A 15,355-nucleotide genomic window follows, 5' to 3' on the forward strand; every position below is an offset into this window, starting at 1 on the left:
GAGAGTCGCGATGAAAAAAGACATCCACCCCGATTATCACATGATCGACGTCAAGATGACGGACGGCACGATCTATCAGGTCCGTTCGACCTGGGGCAAAGAAGGCGACACCATGTCGCTGGACATCGACCCGCTGGCGCATCCGGCATGGACCGGCGGTTCGGCCAAGCTGATGGACACCGGGGGCCGCGTCTCGAAGTTCAAGAACAAATACGCCGGTCTGGGCTTCTGATCCACGATCTTCCGAAACCGGGACTTCCGGCCAGGAACGCAGACGCCGCCCAATCGGGGCGGCGTCTTTCGTTTGTGGCCGGCGGTTGACGGTAGGCGGGCGACCCGCCGGCCAGAGCGACGTCTATCCAGCGACGTCTATCCGGGGATCACGCGCCAGGTCTCGGCGGCGGCTTGCGGGTCACGTCCGAAGATGCGCCCAAGCATGCTTGGTTGCGGGCCGGCGTTCACCGGTTTCCCGGTCAGCAGGGTTTCCCCCAGCCGGATCGTGATCCGCCCGTCGCGCATGCGCCGGACGACAGGCCCCTGGGCGCTGGAATGGCCGCCGGTCAGGATCGTGGCATATTCCTGCACCGCCGCTTCCGCGGGTGTCGGCGCCGGTTCAAGCAGCAGGAAGGGTTGCGGGTCGAAATAACCCGAGGCGAAATGCGTGATCATCATGCGGCACCTCCACGCGCGGCGACGGGTTCGACGGCGGTCGCCCAGTTGCGGGCGTCCCGGTTCCGCATCAGATCGGCGGCCGTTTCATCCGGATCATGGCTGAATACGGTCAGCGGAATGCCGGCGACCTTGTGCGGTTCTCCGGTGGCGCGATTGATCAGCCTGATCGCAAAAAGAGGATTGGGCATCATCGCGGGCACCACCGACTCGGGCAGCGGCAGAACAAACCGCGACAGGGTATGGGTCAGGTGCTGGATCGAGATCATGACGTGGTCCTTTCCGTAATCCGAAACGAAGTTCCCGTGACTTCGCCCCTTAATTACGACATGGACAGTCGTGTATTGCAAGAAAAAAACGACCTATAGCGTCGTGATTAATTGCAATTAAAAATCAATCAGTTATCTTGTTTAGGCGCCTGCAGCACGCTTGGGATCGAAGTCGATAACCTCGGGCTGGCGGGCAAGATCCGCCAGATTGAGCGATTCGATCAGAAGCAGGTAGGACCAGAACACATCGGCGAAAACGCGGCGGATCCGGCAGCTCGCCTCATCCGCGCAATCCTCGCAGCGCTGATAGGCGGACCGCGACAGGCAGGGCAGGGGGGCGATCGGGCCGTCGATGCGGCGCAGAAGATCGGACAGCATGATCTTGGCGGGGTCGCGGATCAGTTTATAGCCGCCGGCACGGCCTCGGACCGAGGCGACGATGCCGGCGCGGCGGATCTCGATCAGGATATGTTCCAGAAACCGCTTCGGCGTGGACGAACGGCGGGCGATTTCCTCGATCTGAAGCGGACGCTGCTCTCCGGCCCATTCGTCGGCCAGAACGATCAGCGCCTTCAGCGCGTATTTCATTTTTTGCGTGATCATAAGCCATACTAAGCGCAAGCGGCCATATCTGCAATAAATCCCGACAAGCGGAATCGGGAAAGGGCGCGGATTGCGGCCTTTTCATCACCGTTGCGGGCGCATAAGGTCCCCGCGCTGCTGAATGAGGACGGATCTTTGTCGCACATCATCGTGGTCGGGAACGAAAAGGGCGGGTCGGGAAAATCGACCACCTGCATGCATATTGCAACGGCCCTTGCGCGGATGGGAAAACGCGTGGGCGCGCTTGATCTGGACGTCCGTCAGCGCAGTTTCGGCCGCTATATCGAAAACCGCCAAGCCTTCGCTGCGTCCGAAGGGCTGGACCTGCCGACCCCGCAACTGGGCGCGTTACCACAGCTTGACGAATCAAAGCTGGATGCGCTGGACAACATCGACGACCACCGCCTGTCCGCCGCCGTCACCGCGCTGGACGCCGAGAATGATTTCATCATCATCGACTGCCCGGGCTCGCATACCCGGTTGAGCCAGGTCGCGCATTCGCTGGCCGATACGCTGATCACCCCCCTGAACGACAGCTTCATCGACTTTGATCTGCTGGCGCGGATCGACCCGGCGGGCAAGGTTCTGGGGCCGTCGATCTATGCGGAGATGGTCTGGGGCGCGCGCCAACTGCGTGGCCGCGCCGGTGCGGCGCCGGCCGACTGGATCGTGTTGCGCAACCGCCTTGGCACCCAGCAGATGCACAACAAGCGCAAGGTCGGCGCGGCTTTGGCCAATCTGTCGAAGCGCATCGGCTTTCGCGTCGCCCCCGGCTTTTCCGAGCGGGTCATCTTCCGCGAGCTTTTCCCCCGCGGCCTGACCCTGCTGGACCTGCGCGACATCGGCACCGAAAACCTGAACATGTCGAATATCGCCGCCCGGCAGGAATTGCGCGATCTGGTCACGGAACTGCGCCTGCCCGGGGTCAAGGCGGCGTTCTAACCGGCGGCTGGGCGGGTTCCCCCGTGTGGACGCGCAGGGGCGCCGAAAGCCGGCGCATCCGGGCTTTCGGTAAGCCGCGCAAGCCCAAAAAACCCACCCTAGAAAAAAGCCACCCTAGAAAAAAGCCACCCAAGAAAAAAGCCACCGGCGGATCGGGCCGGTGGCTTTGGTTTTCAAGGGTCGCGCCGATGGCCTTAGTCGGCGGTCAAGAGCGGCGTTTTCGAGCGCGAGATGCGCGGCGTTTCCGGCCCGGTGATATCGAAGACCGGCTTGTCGTCGCGGATGTTGACGCGCACGACACCGCCCTTGGTCAGGCGGCCGAACAGAAGCTCTTCGGCCAGCGGCTTCTTGATATGCTCCTGAATGACCCGGGCCAGCGGACGCGCGCCCATGCGGTCGTCATAGCCTTTCTCACCAAGCCAGGCGGCGGCCTCGGGCGTCAGCTCGATATGGACGCCGCGATCGATCAACTGCGCCTCGAGCTGAAGCACGAATTTCTCGACCACCTGCAGGATGACCTCGCGCGGCAGCGGCGCGAAGCTGATCACCGCGTCCAGCCGGTTGCGGAACTCGGGCGTGAAGGTCCGCTCGATGGCGGCGGTATCCTCGCCCTCGCGCCGGTCGCGGCCGAAGCCGAAGGCGGCACGGGCCTGATCCGCGGCCCCGGCGTTCGAGGTCATGATCAGGATCACGTTGCGGAAATCCACCTGCCGGCCGTTGTGGTCGGTCAGCTTGCCGTGGTCCATCACCTGCAGCAGGATGTTGAACACGTCCGGATGCGCCTTCTCGATCTCATCCAGCAGCAGAACGCTGTGCGGGTGCTGGTCGACGCCGTCGGTCAACAGGCCGCCTTGGTCGAAACCGACATAACCCGGAGGCGCGCCGATCAGGCGGCTGACGGCATGTTTCTCCATGTATTCCGACATGTCGAAGCGCAGCAGTTCCACGCCTAGCGTATCGGCCAGCTGCTTGGCGACCTCGGTCTTGCCGACGCCGGTCGGCCCGGCGAACAGATAGTTGCCGATCGGCTTTTCGGGTTCGCGCAGCCCGGCGCGCGCCAGCTTGATCGAGCTTGCCAGCGCCTCGATGGCGCTGTCCTGACCGAAAACCACCCGTTTCAGCGAGCGTTCCAGATCGCGCAGCACCTCGGCATCGTCCTTCGAGACGTTTTTCGGCGGGATGCGGGCGATCTTGGCCACGACCTCCTCGATCTCTTTCGGGCTGATCGTCTTGCGCCGCTTGCTTTCCGAAACCAGATGCTGCGCCGCGCCGGCCTCGTCGATCACGTCGATGGCCGAGTCGGGCAGTTTGCGGTCGTGGATATAGCGCGAGGCGAGCTCTACCGCCGATTTGATGGCGTCGTTGGTATAGCGCAGCTCGTGATGCTTCTCGAAGCTGGGTTTCAATCCCATCAGGATTTTGATCGTGTCGGGCACGGTGGGCTCGTTCACGTCGATCTTCTGGAACCGCCGCGACAGCGCCCGGTCCTTTTCGAAGTGCTGACGGAATTCCTTGTAGGTGGTCGAGCCCATGCAGCGCAGCTTGCCGCCGGCCAGCGCAGGTTTCAGCAGGTTCGAGGCATCCATCGCCCCGCCCGAGGTCGCGCCGGCGCCGATCACGGTGTGGATCTCGTCAATGAACAGGATAGCGTCGGGATGATCCTCAAGCTCCTTGACCACTGCCTTCAGCCGTTCCTCGAAATCGCCGCGATAGCGGGTGCCGGCCAGAAGCGCGCCCATGTCGAGCGAAAAGATCGTGGCGCCGGCCAGCACGTCGGGGGTCTCGCCCCGGGTAATTTTCAGCGCCAGCCCCTCGGCGATGGCGGTCTTGCCGACGCCGGGATCGCCCACCAGAAGCGGGTTGTTCTTGCGGCGGCGGCACAGCACCTGAATGCAGCGCTCGACCTCGGCCGCGCGGCCGATCAGCGGATCGACGTCGCCCTTGATGGATTTCTTGTTCAGGTCCACGCAGTATTTGGCCAGTGCGGTTTCTTCGGCCTTGGCCTCGGCCCCGGCCGGCTTCGAATCCGATTCCGCCTCGGATCCGGTGACCGAGCGGGGTTCCGAGAAGGACGGGTTCTTGGCAACGCCATGGGCGATGAAATTCACCGCGTCATAGCGCGTCATGTCCAGTTCCTGAAGGAAGAAGGCGGCGTTCGAATCCCGCTCGGCGAAGATCGCGACCAGCACGTTGGCGCCGGTCACTTCGGTCCGGCCCGAGGACTGGACATGGATCGCCGCGCGCTGGATCACGCGCTGGAAGGCGGCGGTGGGGACCGCCTCGGAACCTTCGACATCGGTGATCAATGTCGACAGGTCGTCATCAATGAATTCGACCAGCATCTGGCGCAGTTCGTCCAGATTGACCGCGCAGGCCTGCATGACCTTCACGGCGTCGGGTTCGTCGGTCAGCGCCAGCAGAAGATGTTCCAGCGTGGCGAGTTCGTGACGATGTTCGTTTGCCAGCGCCAGGGCGGCGTGGATGGCCTTTTCCAGGGTGGATGAAAAGGATGGCATGGCAAGGCTCCTGTCGGTCGTCTGGACCGCCCGCCCCATCTTGTGGCGTGCAAGTCCAATCTGTCACGATACAGTTAAGGATTGGTGCATTTCGCTGCGCTTCAAGCCCTTTTTTCACTTGAGGGGTCGAATAAAGGACTTGCGTGCGCCGAATGCGACAAATGTGATCGTCGTGTTACCGGTTTTCAAGGGTCCGGCCCGCTCAGAAGGCATCCTTGCGGCGGCGAAGCTCGGCAAAGACCTCGGCGTCGCCGGCGTTCTCCATGCCCAGATTGGCGCGGATCGCGGGGTCGGAGGCGCGCAGGAACGGGTTGGTCGCCAGTTCCACCGCCAGCGTCGCGGGGGCGCAGGGGCAAAGGCCGTCCGCCGTCTGGGCGATGCGTTCGCGCAGCGCCGGATTCTGCGGATCGACCGAGATCGCAAACGCACCATTGCCGCGGCAGTAATCGTGACCCGAGCAGATCATCGTCTCGGCCGGCAGCCCGGCAAGACGGCTGAGGCTGTCCCACATCTGGTCGGCCGTGCCCTCGAAAAGCCGGCCGCAGCCCATCGCCATCAGGCTGTCGGCAGTGAAGGCCAGTTGGTCGTCGGGAAAGTGAAAGGCGATATGGCCGACCGTATGGCCCGGCACGTCGATGATTTCGGCGGTCGATCCCCCGACCCGCACCGTATCACCGGGCGAAACCTGATGGTCCAGCGGCGGCAGGCGATGGGCGTCGGCGCGGGCACCGGTCACCGACGCGCCGGTCGCGGCCACAAGCTCGGCCACGGCCTGGGTATGGTCCGCGTGGTGGTGGGTCAGCAGGATCTGGTCCAGTTTCCAGCCGCGATCGGCCAATGCGGCAAGGATGGGCGCGGCTTCGGGCGCGTCGATCAGCGCGGTTTCATTCTTGTCGGCGTCATGGATCAGATAGGCGTAATTGTCGTTGAGACAGCGGATTGTCAGCAGCTCAAGGGCCATGTCGGCTTTCCTTTGTCCGTTCAGTCGGTTTGACGGTTGCCCCTTTCCCAAGCGGATCAATCGGGCAAGACTGTCACGGCCAAGGGGGGCACGATGCACCATGATGTAATGGACCTGCGGGCTTTTTACTATAACCGGGCGCTTGGCCGGGTGGTGCAGCGCATACTTCGGGACCGGCTGACCCGATTCTGGCCGCCCGGTGGCACGACCGGCATGACCGTGGCGGGCTATGGGTTCGCGGCGCCCATGCTGCGGCCCTATCTGACCTCGGCGCGCCGGGTCACCAGCCTGATGCCGGCCCCGCAGGGCGTGATGCCGTGGCCCGCCGGCATGCCGAACCATTCGGTTCTGGCCGAGGAAACCGCATGGCCCCTTGATACGGGCGCCGTCGACCGGCTGGTGATGCTGCACGGGCTTGAGACCTCGGACCATCCGCTTGCGGTGCTGGAGGAGGCGCGCCGGGTGCTGGGCCCCGGCGGGCGGATGATTCTGATCGCGCCCAACCGCGCCGGACTGTGGGCACGTTCGGACAACACGCCCTTCGGTTTCGGGCGCAGCTATACCACCGGGCAGCTCGAATCGCAGGCGCGGGCCGCCGGGTTTCAGGTCGAACGCAGCGCGGTCGCGCTGTACACCCCCCCGTCAGATCGCCGGTTCTGGCTACGCACCGCCGATTGGTGGGAGCGGAACGGCCAGCGCATATCGCGGTTTCTTGTCGCAGGGGTGGTGATGATCGAGCTTTCGCGGCAGATGCAGCTTCCGGTAAGGCCCGGTCTGCGGGTTGCGGTGCCGTCCCCGCTGGACCTGCTGGACGGGATCGCGCGCCCTGCCGGTCAAAGGGGACAGGGTGTCGGGACGCCCTCGTCCCAACGCCGAACGGATCGCTGACCGGGGACGGTTGCCGGCCCAGCCACAGCAGGCTTTCGTCAGCGGTCGCGATTCCGTGTCCAAGCCGGTTGCGGGGCGTGAATTGTCCTGCTAGAGACGCCGCGAGAAATAAGGGGACCTTTTGGTTCCAATCGTCGGACCGCCCCGCACCAGACCGCCGCAAGGCGCGCCCGTTGCGGGGCCATGTTCAAACCGGAAGGACAGACGTGGCCAATTCAGCTTCGATCTCCGCCAATATTGCCGGGCGTTATGCGCAGGCGGTTTTTGACCTAGTGAAACAGGCCGGCGATCTGGACGCGCTGGAAAAACAGATCACCGATCTTGGCGAATCCCTCAAGGACAGCGCCGATCTGCGTGATCTGATCGATTCTCCGGTTTACTCGCGCGCGCAGCAGGAAGCCGCGATCGGCGCTGTCGCCGACAAGATGGGTCTGTCGGTTACGCTGCGTAACACGCTGTCGCTGATGGCGCAGAACCGCCGCCTGTTCGCCTTGCCGCAACTGCTCGCCCGCCTGCGCGAGTTGATCGCGGACGAGCGGGGCGAAATCACCGCGGATGTCGTGTCGGCGCAGGCGCTGAGCGACGAGCAGGCCAAACGTCTTGCCGCCACGCTGCGCGAAAAGACCGGGAAAGCCGTCAAACTGAATGCAAGCGTCGATGAAAGCCTCATCGGCGGAATGATCGTCAAGCTGGGCTCGAAGATGATCGACACCTCGATCCGCTCGCGCCTCGCCTCACTCCAGAATGCCATGAAAGAGGTCGGATAATGGGCATCCAAGCCGCAGAGATTTCGGCGATCCTCAAGGATCAGATCAAGAACTTCGGTCAAGAGGCCGAGGTGGCCGAGGTTGGCCGGGTGCTGTCCGTCGGTGACGGTATTGCCCGCGTGCACGGTCTGGACAACGTTCAGGCCGGCGAAATGGTCGAATTCCCCGGCGGTATCCGTGGAATGGCGCTGAACCTTGAAACCGACAACGTCGGTATCGTTATCTTCGGCGACGACCGTTCGATCAAGGAAGGCGATACCGTCAAGCGCACCCAATCCATCGTGGACGTGCCGGTCGGTAAGGGCCTGCTTGGCCGCGTGGTCGACGCTTTGGGCAATCCCATCGACGGCAAGGGCCCGATCGAGGCGGCCGAGCGTCGCGTGGCCGACGTCAAGGCGCCGGGCATCATTCCGCGCAAATCGGTGCATGAACCGATGGCGACCGGGCTGAAAGCCGTGGACGCCATGATCCCGATCGGCCGTGGCCAGCGCGAGCTGATCATCGGCGACCGCCAGACCGGCAAGACCGCCGTGGCGCTGGACACGATCCTGAACCAGGCGAACTACAACGGCCGCGAAGCCGACGGCATGAAGACGCTGCACTGCTTCTATGTCGCGATCGGGCAAAAGCGTTCGACCGTGGCGCAGCTGGTGAAGAAGCTCGAGGAAACCGGCGCGCTGGCCTATACCACGGTCATCGCCGCGACCGCCTCGGACCCCGCGCCGATGCAGTTCCTTGCCCCCTATTCGGCGACCGCCATGGCGGAATATTTCCGCGACAACGGCATGGACGCGCTGATCATCTATGACGACCTGTCCAAACAGGCCGTGGCCTATCGCCAGATGTCGCTGTTGCTGCGCCGTCCGCCGGGGCGTGAAGCCTATCCGGGCGACGTTTTCTATCTGCACTCGCGCCTGCTGGAGCGTTCGGCGAAGCTGAACGAGGACTTCGGTTCGGGCTCGCTGACCGCGCTGCCGATCATCGAGACCCAGGCGGGCGACGTGTCGGCCTATATCCCGACCAACGTGATCTCGATCACCGACGGCCAGATCTTCCTTGAAACCGAACTGTTCTTCCAGGGCATCCGCCCGGCCGTGAACACCGGTCTGTCGGTCAGCCGCGTGGGTTCCTCGGCCCAGACCTCGGCGATGAAATCGGTCGCAGGTCCGGTCAAGCTGGAACTGGCGCAATACCGCGAAATGGCCGCCTTCGCGCAGTTCGGTTCGGACCTCGACGCGGCGACGCAGAAGCTGCTCAATCGTGGCGCGCGCCTGACCGAGCTGATGAAGCAGCCGCAATATTCGCCGCTGACCAATGCCGAGATCGTCTGCGTCATCTATGCCGGCACCAAAGGTTATCTGGACGGCGTGAAGGTCAGCGACGTGACCAAATGGGAACGCGGCCTGATCGACTTCCTGCGCAACCAGAAATCCGATCTGCTGGACGATATCACCCGCAACGACCGCAAGGTCGCGGGCGATCTGGAAAAGGCGATCCGCGCGGCGCTGGACGAATACGCGAAGGTCGCCGCCTGATGTTTTGCAGGACGGCAATGCTCGTGATGATGACCGGCGGGACGGCGATGGCGGATGATCTTCATTCCGCCGTAGCCGCCCGGATGGACGTCTATGACCGCGCAATTGCCTGTCTGAAAACGGCGGATTTCTCGGGCGATGTCAGCAGCGACCTGGATCAATGCGACCAGTTCCACGACGAATTCAAAGTTCTTATGGATGGCGACAAGCTTCTGTATGACAATGATTTATTCTGTCTTGCCCGCAGTTTGAATGCCATGATTGCGGATGTCAAAATGCAAGAAGGCGATCTTTCCGTGCTCGCCAGCTACGAATCCGATGTCGGCACGCAGGAATGCCGCGATTTTCTAGTTAGGTAAGGTATCATGCCCTCCTTGAAGGATCTCAAGAACCGGATCGGCAGCGTCAAGAACACGCGCAAGATCACCAAGGCCATGCAGATGGTCGCGGCGGCCAAGCTGCGCCGCGCCCAGGAGGCCGCCGAGGCCGCGCGCCCCTATGCCGACCGTATGGCGGCGGTGATGGCGGGTCTGACCTCGGGTGCCGCCGGACAGGACGGCGCGCCGCGCCTGTTGGCCGGCAGCGGGGATGACAAGCGTCACCTGCTGGTCGTGCTGACCTCTGAACGCGGGCTGGCCGGCGGCTTCAACAGCTCGATCGTGCGGCTTGCCCGGCAGCGGATGCAAGAGCTTCAGGGGCAGGGCAAGGACGTCACCCTGATGACGGTCGGCAAGAAGGGCCGCGAACAACTGCGCCGCGACTATGGCAGCCAGATGGTCCACCATGTCGATATGTCCGAGGTCAAGCGCGTGGCCTATGCCAACGCCGCCGAGATCGCCGACGAAGTGCTGCGCCGTTTTGAAGAAGGCGAATTCGATGTCGCCTCGATCTTCTACAACCGCTTCCAGTCGGTGATCAGCCAGGTTCCGACCGAGCGTCAGATCATTCCCGCGGTGGTCGAGACTGCCGAGGAGGAAATCGCCGGTGCATCGAACCTTTACGACTATGAGCCGGGCGAGGACGTGATCCTCGAGGATCTGCTGCCGCGTTCGATCGCGACGCAGATCTTCGCCGCGCTGCTTGAAAACGCCGCCAGCGAACAGGGCGCGCGGATGTCCGCCATGGACAACGCGACCCGCAACGCCGGCGACATGATCAACAAGCTGACGATCCAGTACAACCGGAGCCGTCAGGCCGCGATCACCAAGGAACTCATCGAAATCATTTCGGGCGCCGAGGCGCTCTGACCGCAATAGCCAAGAGGACATGATATGGCAGCACAGGGCAAAGTCACGCAGGTGATCGGCGCCGTCGTCGACGTTCAGTTCGACGACCACCTTCCCGCGATTCTGAACGCGCTGGAAACCACCAACAACGGCAACCGTCTGGTTCTGGAAGTCGCCCAGCACCTGGGCGAGAACACCGTCCGCACCATCGCCATGGATTCGACCGAAGGTCTGGTCCGGGGCGAGAAAGTGACCGACACCGGCGCCCCCATCACCATCCCGGTGGGCGACGCGACGCTGGGCCGCATCCTGAACGTCATCGGCGAGCCGGTGGACGAAAAGGGCCCGGTCGCCCGCAGCGAAACCCGCGCCATCCACCAGCCGGCGCCGGATTTCGCATCGCAGTCGACCGAATCCGAGATCCTCGTCACCGGCATCAAGGTCATCGACCTGCTCGCCCCCTACGCCAAGGGCGGCAAGATCGGCCTGTTCGGCGGCGCCGGCGTGGGCAAGACGGTTCTGATCATGGAACTGATCAACAACATCGCCAAGGTGCACTCGGGCTATTCGGTGTTCGCCGGCGTGGGTGAACGCACCCGCGAGGGCAACGACCTGTATCACGAGATGATCGAATCGGGCGTTATCAACACCGACAATCTGGCGGAATCGAAAGTGGCGCTGGTCTACGGCCAGATGAACGAGCCCCCCGGGGCGCGTTCGCGGGTCGCACTGACCGGCCTGACCATCGCCGAACAGTTCCGCGATACCTCGGGCACCGACGTTCTGTTCTTCGTCGACAACATCTTCCGCTTTACCCAGGCGGGTTCCGAGGTGTCGGCGCTTCTCGGCCGTATTCCTTCGGCCGTGGGGTACCAGCCGACGCTGGCCACCGACATGGGTGCGCTGCAGGAACGCATCACCTCGACCAAGGCGGGCTCGATCACCTCGGTTCAGGCCATCTACGTTCCGGCCGACGACTTGACCGACCCGGCGCCGGCGACCTCGTTCGCACACCTTGACGCGACCACCACGCTTAGCCGCGCGATCTCGGAACTGGGGATCTACCCGGCCGTGGACCCGCTCGACTCGACCTCGCGCCTGATGGACCCGCAGATCGTGGGCCAAGAGCATTATCAGGTCGCCCGCGACGTGCAGGGTATCCTTCAGCGCTACAAGTCGCTGCAGGACATCATCGCCATTCTGGGCATGGACGAACTGTCGGAAGAGGACAAGCTGACCGTGGCCCGCGCCCGGAAGATCCAGCGTTTCCTGTCGCAGCCCTTCGACGTCGCCAAGGTCTTCACCGGCTCGGACGGCGTGCAGGTTCCGCTGGAAGATACGATCAAATCGTTCAAGGCGGTCGTCGCCGGCGAATATGACCACCTGCCCGAGGCGGCCTTCTACATGGTCGGCGGCATCGACGACGTGGTCGCCAAGGCGCAGCGGCTGGCCGCCGACGCGGCATAAGGGGGCGAGATGGCCGACAGCATGCAATTCGACCTCGTGTCGCCGGAGCGGGGCCTTGTCTCGACCCCGGTGCGCGAGGTGCGCCTGCCCGGAACCGACGGTGATCTGACCGCGATGCCGGGCCACGCGCCCACGATCGTCTCATTGCGTCCCGGTCTGGTGGTCGTGGTGGCCGAGGATGGCGCGCAGACCGAATTCGCGGTGTCCGGCGGTTTCGCCGAGATCAACAACGATTCGGTCAGTCTGCTGGCCGAGCGTGGCCATGCGCGTGAGGACATGACCCAGGATCTCTTCAACGAGATGATGGCCGACGCGTATCGCAAGAAAAAGCACGCCGAAACCCGCGCCGCAGGCACCGGCGAGGAAATCGTCGCCGCCGCCGTCAAGCTTCTGGCCGATATGGAGGCGCTTGGCACCCATATCGGTCTGGACCCCAATCAGGCCTCTGTACCCGATTGACGATCCGACCTGTTGGCAGGACGCTGGACCCCGAAGCGCATTCGGGGTCTTTTATTTTCGGGCAAGCCCCCTATGTAAAAAAGTTGTGGGGGGGGTAAACGTATGAAAAAAATCAATAATAACGCGGTTGGCGTTTGCCGCGGCTCGGAACTGATGTTCAGCTCATACGACAACGACGGCGAAATGTGGAGTGGGCAGGGCAGCCGTTTCATCGTCCGCCGCGTCACCTTTCCCACGCCCTTTCTGACCTCGCCCATCGTTCATGTCTCGATCAGCATGTGGGACATCGCGCGCGACTCGAACCAGCGGGCGCATATCGAGGCCGCGGATGTCGCGCCGGACGGCTTTGATCTTGTTTTCCGTACATGGAGCGATACCCGCGTTGCCCGCATCCGGGCCGACTGGCTCGCGATCGGAGAGTTGGATTATGACGACGACTGGGACCTGACCTAGCCGCCTGCGGGCGCGCAGAGATATTCGGTGGCCTTGTCGGCCGCCAACAGGGTGACGCGCACCTTTTTCAGATCGACGTCGAAGGGTTTGCCGCTGCTGCCGACGAAATCCGCCGCGATCTGAACTTTTCCGTCCACGGCCGAGATATCGGGCTGCGACACCCAGATGCCGGGATCCTCGATCTCCATCGCCGCCTCGGGGCTGTCGTCACCGGCTCGAAGGCTGGCGGTGACCCGGGTGCCGTCCGCGATCGGCTGTTGCGTGCATTCGGCGGCGGTTGCCGCGGGCGTTGGCTGACGCGCCAGGGCTTCGCGTATGTCGGGCGTGGCGTCGGCGCCGGCAGGATCCTCGGTCACGGTCAGGTTGACCGGCACGCAGATGTCGCGGCATACGCCCATCTCGATAGAGGCGTTCAGCGTCACTGGCGCGGCTGGGTCGACGGGCCGCACTTCCAGCGGCAAAAGCAGCTTGTCGTGAAACCCAAGCGTCCGCATGCCGGCACTTTCAAACACATCCGGGCGCGGCCAAAGCGGTGTTACCCCGGCCACGTTCGCGGATGCGGACCAGTCGAAAACCGGCGGCACGCCGGCATCGCCGGGGTTGCGCCAATAGGTTTTCCACCCGGGTTCAAGCAGGATCTGGAACGCCGCGATACGGGTCCCATCCTCGCGCGTCCAGCCGGGCAAAAGGTGGACCGCAACTATTCCGGGGGGCAGGGGTGCGGGCGAATCGGCTCTGGCCATCGTCGCGGACAGCGCAAGCAGGGTGGCAAGGATCGGACCGGCGGCGCGTAACATGCTCAAACCCTTAGCCGCTTGCCCGGTGCCGTGGAAATCACGTTGCCGCCAGTGTTTTGCGCAACTCTTGCACCATGACAATAAAGTGCCGATCTTTGGTTCAGGAAAAGAGAACCGTCATGCCCGAAGAACAGAACCTGACCGGAAAATTCCTGATCGCCATGCCCGGCATGGGCGACGCGCGCTTTCAGCGCAGCGTCATCCTGATCTGCGCGCATTCGGCCGAAAGCGCGATGGGGTTGGTGCTGAACCGGCCGATGCCGGAACTGGGGTTTCCAAAGCTCATGGAGCAGCTTGGGATCGAGGTGACCGGCACGTTGCCGGTGATCCCGATACATTTCGGCGGCCCGGTCGAACCCAGCCGGGGTTTCGTGCTGCATCGCGTCGCCGCAGACGCCGCCGAGCCCGAAGGACAGCTTCGGATTTCGCCCACGCTTGCGCTGACCACGACCCGCAACATCCTTGAAGATATCGCGCAGGGTCAGGGGCCGGATACGGCAATTCTGTCGCTGGGCTACGCCGGTTGGGGCCCGGGCCAGTTGGAGGCCGAGATGCTTGCGAACGGCTGGCTGGTCGGCGATCCGGAAACCGGCGGTGACGGTCTGGCGGATGAGATCATCTTTGGCGCCGATAACGACAGCAAATGGCCGCAGGCGCTGCGCCGGCAAGGGATCGACCCGCGCCTTTTGTCGGGCAGCGCCGGTCACGCCTGAACCGTTACGCCCGAGACTTGGCCCGAACCGCTCAGCGCGGGGCGGCGGCGCGGCGCAGCCGGTCGTTGATCGCCAGACCCAGCCCGTCATCCGGGATCGGCGCCACCGCGATGCGGGTTCCGGCGGATCTGTCATCGGCCTCACGCAGCATGGCGAACAGGTTCGCGGCAGCTTCGGTCAGATCGCCCCGCGGTGACAGCGAGATGTCGCCGGGAACCGGACCGAAGCCCAGCAGAAACTCTCCGTCCCGGGCGGCATCGGCATTCAGCCGGACCAAAGCGCGCGGGGCGTAATGGCTGCTGAGCTGGCCGGGCGCGCTGGGTTTCGGGGTGCTTCCCTCGGCGGTCGGGTTTTCCTGCCGCAAGGGCTGGCCCAGCACCCATTCCAACGGAGGCAGGTCGATCCCGCCGGGCCGAAGCAGGCGCGGGGTGCCGTCATCATCCCAGCCGACGATGGTGGATTCCAGCCCTACACGGCATGCGCCGCCATCGACGGCACCCGCAATCAGCCCGTCCAGCCCGCCCTCGGGGTCGGTGACGTGATCGACCCGCGTGGGGCTGATCCGGCCCGAGATATTGGCCGAAGGCGCCGCCACCGGTCCGCCGAACGCAGCCAGCAGCGCCCTTGCGACCGGATGGGCCGGGACGCGGATCGCCACGGTATCAAGCCCGGCCGTCACCAGCGAGGCGATGCGCGCGTCGGACCGCAGCGGCAGAACCATGGTCAGCGCGCCGGGCCAGAACCGCTGCGCCAGCGCCCGCGCGGCAGGTGTCAGATGGGCGATTTCGGCGGCCGCATCCAGATCGGCGACATGCACGATCAGCGGGTTGAAGCTGGGCCGGCCCTTGACCTGATAGACCCCGGCCACGGCCTGACCGTTGCGGGCATCTGCCGCCAGCCCGTAGACGGTTTCCGTGGGTATAGCGACCAGCAGCCCCTGGCCCAAAAGCCGCGCGGCGTGCTGAATCCCCATCGGGGTCGGAGGCAGGATCGGGGTACGCATGATGCCCATTCCCCTAGTCGATGCGCGACGCAACGTCCATCCCACCCGGGACCCAACTTCGGGTTGCCGATCGCCGCACATGGTCTA

Annotated in this window: 18 protein-coding genes; 11 read left to right on the forward strand and 7 right to left on the reverse strand. The window is 64.0% G+C overall.

The window, feature by feature from the left end:
- The first annotated feature begins 10 nt into the window (after positions 1-10).
- Positions 11-232, forward strand: coding sequence for a 50S ribosomal protein L31 (gene rpmE / locus ACFSCT_RS13075; protein WP_379143398.1), 222 nt, complete (start codon positions 11-13; stop codon positions 230-232).
- A 137-nt stretch (positions 233-369) separates the two neighbouring features.
- Here the strand turns inward: rpmE and ACFSCT_RS13080 are convergent, their stop codons facing one another.
- The 3 genes from ACFSCT_RS13080 to ACFSCT_RS13090 form a co-directional block, all read right to left on the reverse strand.
- Positions 370-672: a hypothetical protein gene (locus tag ACFSCT_RS13080; protein WP_379143400.1), complete on the reverse strand. Its 303-nt coding sequence runs from the start codon at positions 670-672 to the stop codon at positions 370-372.
- The gene (locus ACFSCT_RS13085) at positions 669-938 is read right to left on the reverse strand and encodes a hypothetical protein (RefSeq protein ID WP_379143401.1); all 270 of its coding nucleotides are present in this window, start codon (positions 936-938) and stop codon (positions 669-671) included. The genes ACFSCT_RS13080 and ACFSCT_RS13085 overlap by 4 nt, the downstream gene beginning before the upstream one ends.
- Before the next feature lie 141 nt (positions 939-1,079).
- Positions 1,080-1,541 (reverse strand): RrF2 family transcriptional regulator, encoded by a 462-nt coding sequence (locus ACFSCT_RS13090; protein ID WP_379143403.1) that lies wholly within the window; start codon positions 1,539-1,541, stop codon positions 1,080-1,082.
- Between the two features lie 135 nt (positions 1,542-1,676).
- Between ACFSCT_RS13090 and ACFSCT_RS13095 the strand changes: the two genes are divergently transcribed.
- The gene (locus ACFSCT_RS13095; protein ID WP_379143405.1) at positions 1,677-2,483 is read left to right on the forward strand and encodes a division plane positioning ATPase MipZ; all 807 of its coding nucleotides are present in this window, start codon (positions 1,677-1,679) and stop codon (positions 2,481-2,483) included.
- Positions 2,484-2,677: 194 nt separating this feature from the next.
- Here the strand turns inward: ACFSCT_RS13095 and clpA are convergent, their stop codons facing one another.
- Positions 2,678-4,999, reverse strand: a complete 2,322-nt coding sequence (clpA, locus tag ACFSCT_RS13100; RefSeq protein WP_379143407.1) for an ATP-dependent Clp protease ATP-binding subunit ClpA — start codon at positions 4,997-4,999, stop codon at positions 2,678-2,680.
- Positions 5,000-5,201: 202 nt separating this feature from the next.
- A complete protein-coding gene (gloB, locus tag ACFSCT_RS13105) occupies positions 5,202-5,960 on the reverse strand; it encodes a hydroxyacylglutathione hydrolase (RefSeq protein ID WP_379143409.1) in 759 nt (252 codons plus the stop codon).
- Between the two features lie 93 nt (positions 5,961-6,053).
- Between gloB and ACFSCT_RS13110 the strand changes: the two genes are divergently transcribed.
- From ACFSCT_RS13110 to ACFSCT_RS13145, 8 genes are all read left to right on the forward strand, one after another.
- Entirely contained in the window at positions 6,054-6,848 is a 795-nt protein-coding gene (locus ACFSCT_RS13110; protein WP_379143411.1) for a class I SAM-dependent methyltransferase, read from the forward strand.
- A gap of 206 nt (positions 6,849-7,054) precedes the next feature.
- Entirely contained in the window at positions 7,055-7,615 is a 561-nt protein-coding gene (locus ACFSCT_RS13115; RefSeq protein WP_379143413.1) for a F0F1 ATP synthase subunit delta, read from the forward strand.
- Complete coding sequence (gene atpA, locus ACFSCT_RS13120) at positions 7,615-9,150, forward strand: F0F1 ATP synthase subunit alpha (protein ID WP_379143415.1); 1,536 nt, start codon at positions 7,615-7,617, stop codon at positions 9,148-9,150. Before ACFSCT_RS13115 ends, atpA begins: the two co-directional genes overlap by 1 nt.
- A gap of 17 nt (positions 9,151-9,167) precedes the next feature.
- Entirely contained in the window at positions 9,168-9,509 is a 342-nt protein-coding gene (locus ACFSCT_RS13125) for a hypothetical protein (RefSeq protein WP_379143416.1), read from the forward strand.
- A gap of 6 nt (positions 9,510-9,515) precedes the next feature.
- Positions 9,516-10,397: a F0F1 ATP synthase subunit gamma gene (locus tag ACFSCT_RS13130; RefSeq protein ID WP_379143418.1), complete on the forward strand. Its 882-nt coding sequence runs from the start codon at positions 9,516-9,518 to the stop codon at positions 10,395-10,397.
- A 24-nt stretch (positions 10,398-10,421) separates the two neighbouring features.
- Complete coding sequence (gene atpD, locus ACFSCT_RS13135; protein ID WP_379143419.1) at positions 10,422-11,843, forward strand: F0F1 ATP synthase subunit beta; 1,422 nt, start codon at positions 10,422-10,424, stop codon at positions 11,841-11,843.
- A gap of 9 nt (positions 11,844-11,852) precedes the next feature.
- Positions 11,853-12,302, forward strand: coding sequence for a F0F1 ATP synthase subunit epsilon (locus ACFSCT_RS13140; RefSeq protein ID WP_379143420.1), 450 nt, complete (start codon positions 11,853-11,855; stop codon positions 12,300-12,302).
- A gap of 102 nt (positions 12,303-12,404) precedes the next feature.
- Positions 12,405-12,755 (forward strand): H-type lectin domain-containing protein, encoded by a 351-nt coding sequence (locus tag ACFSCT_RS13145; protein WP_379143421.1) that lies wholly within the window; start codon positions 12,405-12,407, stop codon positions 12,753-12,755.
- Here ACFSCT_RS13145 and ACFSCT_RS13150 read toward each other — a convergent pair.
- On the reverse strand, positions 12,752-13,552 hold the full coding sequence (locus tag ACFSCT_RS13150; protein ID WP_379143422.1) for a protein-disulfide reductase DsbD domain-containing protein: 801 nt from the start codon (positions 13,550-13,552) through the stop codon (positions 12,752-12,754). The two genes, ACFSCT_RS13145 and ACFSCT_RS13150, sit on opposite strands and share 4 nt — an antisense overlap.
- A gap of 119 nt (positions 13,553-13,671) precedes the next feature.
- On the opposite strand from ACFSCT_RS13150, the gene ACFSCT_RS13155 reads away from it, so the two are divergent.
- On the forward strand, positions 13,672-14,265 hold the full coding sequence (locus ACFSCT_RS13155) for a YqgE/AlgH family protein (RefSeq protein WP_379143424.1): 594 nt from the start codon (positions 13,672-13,674) through the stop codon (positions 14,263-14,265).
- A gap of 31 nt (positions 14,266-14,296) precedes the next feature.
- Here ACFSCT_RS13155 and ACFSCT_RS13160 read toward each other — a convergent pair whose 3' ends face one another.
- The gene (locus ACFSCT_RS13160) at positions 14,297-15,268 is read right to left on the reverse strand and encodes an L-threonylcarbamoyladenylate synthase (RefSeq protein ID WP_379143426.1); all 972 of its coding nucleotides are present in this window, start codon (positions 15,266-15,268) and stop codon (positions 14,297-14,299) included.
- Between the last annotated feature and the right edge of the window lie 87 nt (positions 15,269-15,355).

Origin of the sequence: Paracoccus pacificus, from assembly GCF_042680785.1 — a bacterium.
Classification (GTDB): domain Bacteria; phylum Pseudomonadota; class Alphaproteobacteria; order Rhodobacterales; family Rhodobacteraceae; genus Paracoccus; species Paracoccus pacificus.